Below are 1,081 nucleotides of genomic sequence, written 5' to 3'. Positions count from 1 at the left end.
TTTGATAGCAGTCATAACCGTCTGTCATCGAGGGGCTTATGCCGCTACTTTTCAACTTATCTTGATAAACACCGGAGCAATACTGGAGACCACGATCAGAGTGATGGATACACGAACGATGATATTGACGCCCCTTAATAGCCATATCTAGCGCTTTCACAACATCCGTCGCCTTCATTTCGTTGCTCAGCTCGTAGCCCATAATTTTCCGACTAAACGCATCAGTTACCAATGAGAGATAGTGAATGCCTTCATCTGATTGGATATAGGTAATATCACTTACTAACACACCCTCTGGAGTGCATGGTTTGTAGTTCTTTAATAAGTTCGGATGTTTTTTCATCCAATGCTTACTGTTTGTCGTTTTCGTAAAACTACGTTTAGGTCTTACCAATAACCGTTCATCACGTAAGTAGTTGAAAAGAGCATCCCGACCTAACTTGATACCTTGTTCTTGCAACTTTGGCTTAAGTAAAAAGTAGAGCTTTCTAGTGCCAACCCGAGGCATATAACGTCTAATATCCAACACCATTTGTTTGATGGGTTTAAGTTCCAACTGGCGATGAACAGCTCGCTTTTCTCGTTGATAAACGCTTTGTCTCGTTATCCCGCATAGCTTACATACTCGAACTAAACTTATTCCTTCTTGTTCTTGAAGGCTTCTTGCTCCTTGGTGAGATACTTTTTTCTGAGGCTAGTTCCGTGTTCAGCATCAAGAATATCAACCACTCTATTTAAAAAGAGATTCTTGATTTTTTCGTCTTCCAGCTCTTTCTCAAGACGCTTTATTTTCTGTGCTGGTGACTCTTTAGGCTTAGTTGATTGGTGCATGGTATTCATCCTTGGAGTTTGCGCCCAATTCATCTTACCGTGCTTTCGAAGCCAAGTTAAAACAGTTGAACGGCCTTGGATACCATAAATGGTTTGGGCTTGTTTATATGTCATATCGCCTCTTTCTACAGCGGCGACGACCTGTAATTTAAAGCCTAGTGTGTAATCACGCTGAGTGCGCTTAACGTAGGTATTATTTGAAGTAGCCATAATTCGTCCTCAATGTGTAAACACATTTCAGGACGGGACA

Annotated in this window: 1 pseudogene; it reads right to left on the bottom strand. The window is 41.4% G+C overall.

Annotated features, from left to right (window positions below):
• Positions 1-1,041: pseudogene (locus AB4482_RS22880) on the bottom strand (IS3 family transposase); the annotation flags it as partial.
• Positions 1,042-1,081: the final 40 nt, after the last annotated feature.

This window comes from Vibrio sp. 10N.222.55.C7 (assembly GCF_041473335.1).
GTDB classification, from domain to species: domain Bacteria; phylum Pseudomonadota; class Gammaproteobacteria; order Enterobacterales; family Vibrionaceae; genus Vibrio; species Vibrio crassostreae_C.
Note: the sequence above shows the minus strand (reverse complement) of the source record. Positions and strands in the feature narration are given on the sequence as shown.